Source organism: Halomonas sp. NO4 (assembly GCF_010994375.1).
In the GTDB taxonomy this organism is placed as follows: Bacteria; Pseudomonadota; Gammaproteobacteria; order Pseudomonadales; family Halomonadaceae; genus Halomonas.
The window spans coordinates 1-7,233 of record NZ_WHMA01000064.1; the positions used below are offsets into that span (position 1 = coordinate 1).

The 7,233-nt window shown below is 66.4% G+C and carries 5 protein-coding genes; 1 reads left to right on the plus strand and 4 read right to left on the minus strand.

What is annotated here, in order from left to right:
• Positions 1–107: 107 nt before the first annotated feature.
• Positions 108–716 (minus strand): OmpW family outer membrane protein, encoded by a 609-nt coding sequence (locus FEF15_RS18765; protein ID WP_163560933.1) that lies wholly within the window; start codon positions 714–716, stop codon positions 108–110.
• A gap of 331 nt (positions 717–1,047) precedes the next feature.
• On the opposite strand from FEF15_RS18765, the gene FEF15_RS18770 reads away from it, so the two are divergent.
• Positions 1,048–1,344, plus strand: a complete 297-nt coding sequence (locus FEF15_RS18770) for a cyd operon YbgE family protein (protein ID WP_163560935.1) — start codon at positions 1,048–1,050, stop codon at positions 1,342–1,344.
• 78 nt (positions 1,345–1,422) lie between these two features.
• Here the strand turns inward: FEF15_RS18770 and putP are convergent, their stop codons facing one another.
• The 3 genes from putP to FEF15_RS18785 form a co-directional block, all read right to left on the minus strand.
• Positions 1,423–2,901, minus strand: coding sequence for a sodium/proline symporter PutP (putP, locus tag FEF15_RS18775; RefSeq protein WP_163560937.1), 1,479 nt, complete (start codon positions 2,899–2,901; stop codon positions 1,423–1,425).
• Between the two features lie 37 nt (positions 2,902–2,938).
• On the minus strand, positions 2,939–6,130 hold the full coding sequence (gene putA, locus FEF15_RS18780) for a bifunctional proline dehydrogenase/L-glutamate gamma-semialdehyde dehydrogenase PutA (protein WP_163560939.1): 3,192 nt from the start codon (positions 6,128–6,130) through the stop codon (positions 2,939–2,941).
• Positions 6,131–6,312: 182 nt separating this feature from the next.
• Positions 6,313–7,128 carry an AraC family transcriptional regulator gene (locus FEF15_RS18785; protein WP_163560941.1) on the minus strand — a complete coding sequence of 272 codons (816 nt, stop codon included), beginning with the start codon at positions 7,126–7,128 and terminating at the stop codon, positions 6,313–6,315.
• Positions 7,129–7,233: the final 105 nt, after the last annotated feature.

Genomic DNA, 7,233 nt, shown 5'->3' on the forward strand with positions numbered 1-7,233 from the left:
CCTGACACGGGAAGGTCTCATGATCAGCTTATAGAGAATAGGCTTAACTGACTGGCATTAGGGCAAGTGCCCGGCGTTGCTGAGTGGAGCAGCGGTTGGCGCGAGCGTCAGAAGCGCAGGGTGATGCCGCCGCCGATGGTCCATGGATCGACCTTGGCCGTGCCGGTCTGCTGGCCGCCGCTGTCGATATCGGCATCTACGTCGGCGTAATTGGCAAAGCCGTTGAGCATCAGGTTGCGCGTCACCGCCAGGTCGATGCCCAGCTGGCCCACGGCGCCGTAGGAGTGATCGACGTCCAGGCCGTCCGGTTCGTCGGAGAAGCGGGTGTAGTTCACCCCGGCGCCTACATAGGGCTGCACGCGGGAGTCGAGACCGCCCAGCGGGTAGTAGTTGACCAGCAGGTTGACCGGCATGCGGTCCACGCTGCCGATGCTGCCGGCAGTTTCGAGCGTCAGGTCGTGCTCGAACGGCTCGCTGCCGTTCAGCTCGACACCGATCCTGTCGTGGAAGAGATAGCCGGCACCGTAGGTGAAGCCGTTCTCGTCCTCGATGTCCAACGATTGCCCATCGGCCGAGCCGTTGTCGGACTTGACCTCGGTCTTGGCGAAGCCGCCGCGCACGAAGATGTCGCCGGCGCTGTAGGCCAGGGCGCCCTGGCTGGCCAGCAGCAGGCTGGCAGTCACGGCAATGGCAGAAAGTTTCAGGGGCTGGTTCATGGGAATTCCTCCCTTAGTGTCGTGCCGGTGGCACTCTCTTGAGCAAGCGTCTTGAGCAAGCGCTGGCAGCCACGTCGGTGGCGCCAACCCAACTGCATCTTGTGATGTAGTATAGAAACAGTGTTTCTAAAAGTCTTGTAGCATTTTTCTATTGCCGGGATGGGGATCGCTAATCCCGCTCAATCAAGGGTTGCTGCCGGTCGCTGTGGGATGCGTGCATCGGTCAGGGCGGTCTTATTGGCTAATGCTTGTAAAGGAAAATAGCGACTTCGCTCGCATGTCGGGCGCAAATCGGCTTCACTGAGGCGGAAGGGCGTCGAGGAGAGTTGCCATGCCATCACGCGAAAGCGACCAGCCACTGCCCTGGGTGCCGCTGGGCGCCATGCTGCTGGCCGCTGGGCTGGCACTGGCGCTGTTGTTGCGCCCTGAGTTGATCAGTGGCTTGGCCATGCCCCTGCGCCTGCCGCTGATCGCCCTGGGGGTCTGGGCCTTGGGATCGGCCTTCATGCAGCCGCTGGGGCTCGAGGTGCGTCACCCCGGGTTGCGCCGGCTGACCACGCCGCCGCTCAGTCTCGCGGTCCTGGCTCTCTTTACGCTGGTGGTGCTGCTGAGGATCTGGTGGCTGTAAGGGCCAGAAAGGCGACAAGCCGCCCGCAGGCGGCTTGTCGGCTGGCGACCGGCGGCTGCCGGCCTGTCAGCGAAGCGCTCAGGTCTCGTCGAAGGTGTCGAAGTCGGCGGTGACCCGGAGGTTGGGCTCCTCGGTGGCGAGGCTGACGGCCACGATGGCGATGTAGGCGAAGATCACCCCGGGAACGATCTCGTAGAGATCGAAGATGCCGCCGGAGGCCTCGGCCCACAGCACCACGGTGACGCCGCCCACCACAATGCCGGCCAGTGCCCCCCACTGGTTCATGCGACGCCAGTAGAGCGACAGGATCAGTGCCGGGCCAAAGGCGGCACCAAAGCCGGCCCAGGCGTAGGCGACCAGCTCGAGCACGGTGGCGTCGGGGTTGAGCGCCAGCAGGTAGGCGATCACGGCGATGCCGATCACCGCGAAGCGGCCCACCCAGACGAGTTCGGTCTGGCTGGCGTCCTTGCGGAAGATCGCCTTGTAGAAGTCGTCGGTGAGCGCCGAGGAGGAGACCAGCAGCTGGGAGTCGGCCGTGGACATGATCGCCGCGAGGATGGCCGCGAGCAGGATGCCGGCAACCACCGGGTGGAAGATCAGGTTGACCATGACCATGAACACCGTCTCGCCGTCGGCCAGGTCGCGCTGCACGAAGCCCACGCCGAGCAGACCCACGGCCACGGAGCTGACCAGGGCGATGGCGGTCCAGCTCACCGCGATACGCCGGGCAGTGGGAATGTCGCGGTCGCTGCGGATGGCGGCGAAGCGCGCCAGGATGTGCGGCTGGCCGAAGTAGCCCAGGCCCCAGGCCAGGGAGCTGATGATGCCGATGGCGGAGAGCGCCTCGCCGGTGGAGGCGTCGCGGAACCAGGCGAGCATGTATTCGCTCTCGGACGCCAGCGCCGCCCCCGCGCCGCTGGCGCCGCCCAGGTCGCTGAAGGCGACGATGGGCACGATGGCCAGCGCTGCGGCCATCATCAGGCCCTGGATCAGGTCGGTCCAGGAGACGGCCAGGAAGCCGCCGAAGAAGGTGTAGGAGATCACCGCGATGGTGCCGATGGTCACCGCCAGGGTGTAGTCATAGCCGAACACCGTCTCGAACAGCCGCCCCCCGGCAACCAGGCCGGAGCTGGTGTAGAAGAGGAAGAACAGCAAGATGAACACCGCCGAGATCACCCGCAGCAGGTGGGTCTTGTCCTGGAAGCGGTTGGCGAAGTACTCGGGCAGTGTTAGGGCATCGCTCACCTTGAAGCTGTAGAGGCGCAGGCGGCGAGCCACGATCAGCCAGTTGAGCCAGGTGCCGACGAGCAGCCCCACGGCGATCCAGCTTGCCGAAATGCCGCTAATGTAGGCTGCCCCAGGCAGGCCCAGCAGCAGCCAGCCGGACATGTCCGACGCCCCGGCGGAGATCGCCGAGGTCCAGGGGCCGAGGGTGCGCCCGCCCAGGATATAGTCGGACAGGTTGGTGGTTCGCATGTAGGCGACCAGGCCGATACCGAGCATCAGCAGCAGGTACACCACGAACGTGAAGCCGATGGCCATGTTGTTCTCAACCATGTGATGGTTCCTTCAGTCAGTGTTGTTTTATGGAAAGTTATTCGTCTTCCAGTGCCAGCAGCGAGGCGTTGCCGCCCAGCGCCGCGGTGTTGTTGGTCACCGCCTTCTCGGTGGCGAAGCGCAGCAGGTAATGCGGTCCGCCGGCCTTGGGGCCGGTGCCGGAAAGCCCTTGGCCGCCAAAGGGTTGCACGCCGACCACGGCGCCGATGATATTGCGGTTGATATACACATTGCCAGCTCGAATCTTCTGCGCGATGGCTTCGGCGAAGGATTCGTTGCGGCTGTGCACGCCGAAGGTCAGGCCGTAACCCCGCCCATTGATCGACTCGATCACCCGATCCAGCTCGCTCGCCTTGTAGCGCACGATGTGCAGCACCGGGCCGAACTGCTCGCGCTCCAGCGTCTCGATGCCGTCAATGGTGAAGGCCGCCGGGGGCACGAAGGTGCCCTCGGCGGTGTGGGCCGGATCGAGCGAGGTCTCCGCCACCAGTCGGCCCTCGCCCTTGAGGCGCTCGATGTGCGCCATCAGGCCCTGGCGCGCCTCCTCGTCGATCACCGGACCCACGTCGGTACCCAGATCGCTGGGGTCGCCTACGTGCAGCTCGGCCATGGCGCCGCGCAGGATCTCCAGGACCCGGTCGGCCACGTCGTCCTGGAGGTAGAGCACGCGCAGCGCCGAGCAGCGCTGGCCGGCGCTCTGGAAGGCCGACTGAATGACGTCGACCACCACCTGCTCGGGCAGGGCGGTGGAGTCGACGATCATGGCGTTCAGGCCGCCGGTCTCGGCGATCAGGGTGGGCAGCGGGGCGCCCTCACGTGCCGCCAGGGCGCGGTTGATGATCTGGGCGGTGTCGGTGCCGCCGGTGAAGACCACCCCGGTGATGCGCGGGTCGGAGGTCAGTACGCTGCCCACGGTAGGACCGTCGCCGGGCAGCAACTGGACCACGTCGCGCGGCATGCCCGCCTGGTAGAGCAGTTCCACCACCCGGTGGGCGATCAGCGAGGTCTGCTCGGCGGGTTTGGCGAGCACAGTGTTGCCGGAGACCGCCGCGGCCACCATCTGGCCGCAGAAGATCGCCACCGGGAAGTTCCACGGGCTGATGGCGGCGAACACTCCGCGGCCGGCCAGCGACAGTTCGTTGGATTCGCCGGTGGGGCCAGGCAGCGGCATCGGCGCGCCAAACAGCTCCTCGGCGCGCATGGCGTAGTAGCGGCAGAAGTCCACCGCCTCGCGGATCTCGTCGACGCCGTCGGTGAGCAGCTTGCCGCCTTCCCGGGAGCAGAGTGCCATGAGCTCGGCGAGGTTATCCTCCAGCAGTTCGGCGAAGCGACGAATGATGGCCGCCCGCTCGGCCACCGGGGTGGTATCCCAGCGGGGGAAGGCGGCCCAGGCGGCATCCAGCGCCTGGCCGGCCTGCTCGCGGGTGGTCCACTGTACGGTACCGACCCGGTGGCGGCGGTCGTAGGGGCAGGTCACATTGTGGGTGTTGGCCGGGTCCGGCGATACCTCGACGGCAAGCAACGGGCCCGCCTGATAGGTCTTGTCCATGACCCGCGCCATGGCCTCCATCAGCGGCCGGTAGTGGCTGAAAATGTTGAGATTGACGCCTCGCGAGTTGCGCCGCTTCTCGCCGTAGATATCGGCGGGTAGCGGAATCCGGGGGTTGGCGAGCGTGTCGTGCTGGCGCAGGGTCTCCACCGGGTGCACACAGAGCGATTCGACCGGCACCTTGGGGTCGACCAGTTGGTGCACGAAGGAGGAATTGGCGCCATTTTCCAGCAGGCGGCGCACCAGGTAGGGCAGCAGGTCCTTGTGGGCGCCCACCGGCGCGTAGATGCGACAGTAGGTGCCCTCGGGGGCGCGCTTGAGGGCGGCGTCATAGAGGGCCTCGCCCATGCCGTGCAGGCGCTGGAACTCGAAGTGCCGCGAGACCTCGTTGGCCTGTTCGAGGATGGTGCTGATGGTGTGGGCGTTGTGGGTGGCGAACTGGGGGAAGATCCGCCCCCGCGTGGCTTCGGAGAGCAGGAAGCGCGCGCATACCAGGTAGGCGACATCGGTGCCCGCCTTGCGGGTGAACACCGGGTAGCCCTCCACGCCGAGCTGCTGCGACTCCTTGATCTCGGTATCCCAGTAGGCGCCCTTGACCAGGCGCAGCGGAATCTCGTCGCCCTGGCGCTCGGCCAGGCGGTTGAGGTAGTGCAGCACCGGCAGGGCGCGTTTGGAATAGGCTTGCACCACCAGGCCGAAGTGGCCCCAGCCTTGGCACGTCTCGCTCTCGTAGACGGCGCGGAACACCTCCAGCGAGAGCTCCAGGCGGTCGACCTCCTCGGCATCGATGGTCAGCGCCACGTTGCGTTCGCGGGCCAGTGCGGCGAGCTCGCGCACGCTGCCCACCAGTTCGCGCAGCACCTGCTCGCGACGACCGAACTCGTAGCGCGGATGCAGCGCCGAGAGCTTGATGGAGACCGAGGGATCGGGCGTGGCGTCGCCCAGATTCTGGCTGGTCTGGCCCACTCGCTCGATGGCGTGGGCGTAGTCCTTGAAGTAGCGCTGGGCATCGTCGCGGGTGCGCGCCGCCTCGCCGAGCATGTCGTAGGAATAGGTGTAGCCCTTGTCGAACAGCGGCCGGGAGCGCTTGAGCGCCTCGTCGATGTCGCGGCCGAGCACGAACTGCCGGCCCATGACCTTCATCGCCTCGACCATGGCGCGGCGGATCACCGGCTCGCCCATGCGGTTGACCAGCTTGTTGATGAAGCCGCTGGGCTTGCCTTCGCGGGGCTTGTCCAGGTTTACCACGCGACCGGTCATGAGCAGCCCCCAGGTGGAGGCGTTGACCAGCCAGGACTCGCTCTTGCCCACGTGGGCCTTCCAGTCGGCGGGACCCAGCTTGTCCTCGATGAGGGCGTCGGCCGTCGCCTTGTCGGGAATGCGCAGCATCGCCTCGGCCAGGCACATCAGCATCAGGCCCTCATGGGTGTCGAGGCTGTATTGCTGCAGCAGCTCGTCGATGGTGTCGACGGCGGTGTCCATCTCGCGCACTTCGCGAACCAGCTCGGCCGTCTTGTCGGCGATGCGACGGAAGTCGTCGGCGTCGGCGGCGAGCACCTTGATCAGCTCGCCGACGAAGGGTTCCTCATCGACGGCATAGTGGTCGCTGATTCGCTCGAACAGGGTGTCGAGATCCTGCTGCCAGGTGTCGGCAGCCAGCATGTTGTTGGCATTGAGCATGAAAGGTCCCCCGGGTGTTACCCGTCGTGAAACGGCCTACCCACGGCAACACGCGAGCGGCATCGCTCGGGGCCGATGGATACACTTGACTCTAGAGTGGGACATCGGGGCGTGCTTGCGAATTTCCCGGAACTCTTTGTCGATTTCGCGTTTTTACGCCCCTAATGGCTTGAAATTTCGACTTAAGTCGAAGGCTTCGGCGCCGCTACACGCGGGGAGGGCGGCGAGCCGAGCGCACGCCGCTGGCGCAGCTGGCTGGGGGGGTGGCCGTAGGTGCGACGGAAGGCGTGGGAGAGGGCGCTCTGGTGGGCGAAACCGGTCCGGGCGGCAATCTCCGAGAGGGGCAGTCGGCTGCGCTCGAGCAGCTGGCGGGCGGCCTCCAGCCGGCGATGGCGCACGTATTGCCAGGGGGTGAGGCCTGTCTGCTCGCGGAAACAGTGGCGAAAGTGCGCCTCGCTGAGACACGCCTTGGCCGCCAGGTCGCCCACGCTCAGGGGGGCGGCGAGGTGGCGGTCAATGAAGCGATCGAGCTGGCGCAGATCCAACCGCTTCGGGGTCGCCGCCGGCTCACCGCCCAGGCGTGCGTGCAGGCAGCCGAGCAGGGTGGCAACCAGCCGGTCGCTCTGCGCGGGGTCGTCGAGACCGTGAGGGGTCTGGGCGAGCTCGTGGAGCAGGAAATCCAGGTAGCGCTTGAGGGGGTCGTCGAGGTCGAAGAAGCGCGGCGCATCGAAGAGACGGGCCAGCTCGCGATGGTGGCCCGTCAGGGAAGGGGCATCGCCGGGCAGGTCGAGGATGAGCTGGTGGTTGTCGCCCTGGCCCACGTAGTAGTGCACGTGGTTGGCGGGCACGATGCAGCCGGAAAAGGCCGAGATGGCGCCACCCAGGCCCTCGATCTCGAACTCCGCCTGGCCACGCAGACCGATGACGATCTGGTGAAAGTCATGGGCGTGGTGGCGAGTGCGCGGCTCGAGGGGGATCTGGCGAATGGCGCTGGGCATGCGGCGCTCCAACCGGGACCGGGTATCGGGCGTCCAGTATAGCCGTTGACCTCCTCCCCTCCCTACAGCGCTAAAGCGCTTCAGGAAGAGGATTCCCTGGCGGGT

Bases quoted from the DNA above. Each gene is read 5' to 3' on its own strand.
- FEF15_RS18770 (WP_163560935.1), top strand. From the start codon at position 1,048: ATGCCATCACGCGAAAGCGACCAGCCACTGCCCTGGGTGCCGCTGGGC.
- putP (WP_163560937.1), bottom strand. From the start codon at position 2,901: ATGGTTGAGAACAACATGGCCATCGGCTTCACGTTCGTGGTGTACCTG.
- FEF15_RS18765 (WP_163560933.1), bottom strand. From the start codon at position 716: ATGAACCAGCCCCTGAAACTTTCTGCCATTGCCGTGACTGCCAGCCTG.
- FEF15_RS18785 (WP_163560941.1), bottom strand. From the start codon at position 7,128: ATGCCCAGCGCCATTCGCCAGATCCCCCTCGAGCCGCGCACTCGCCAC.
- putA (WP_163560939.1), bottom strand. From the start codon at position 6,130: ATGCTCAATGCCAACAACATGCTGGCTGCCGACACCTGGCAGCAGGAT.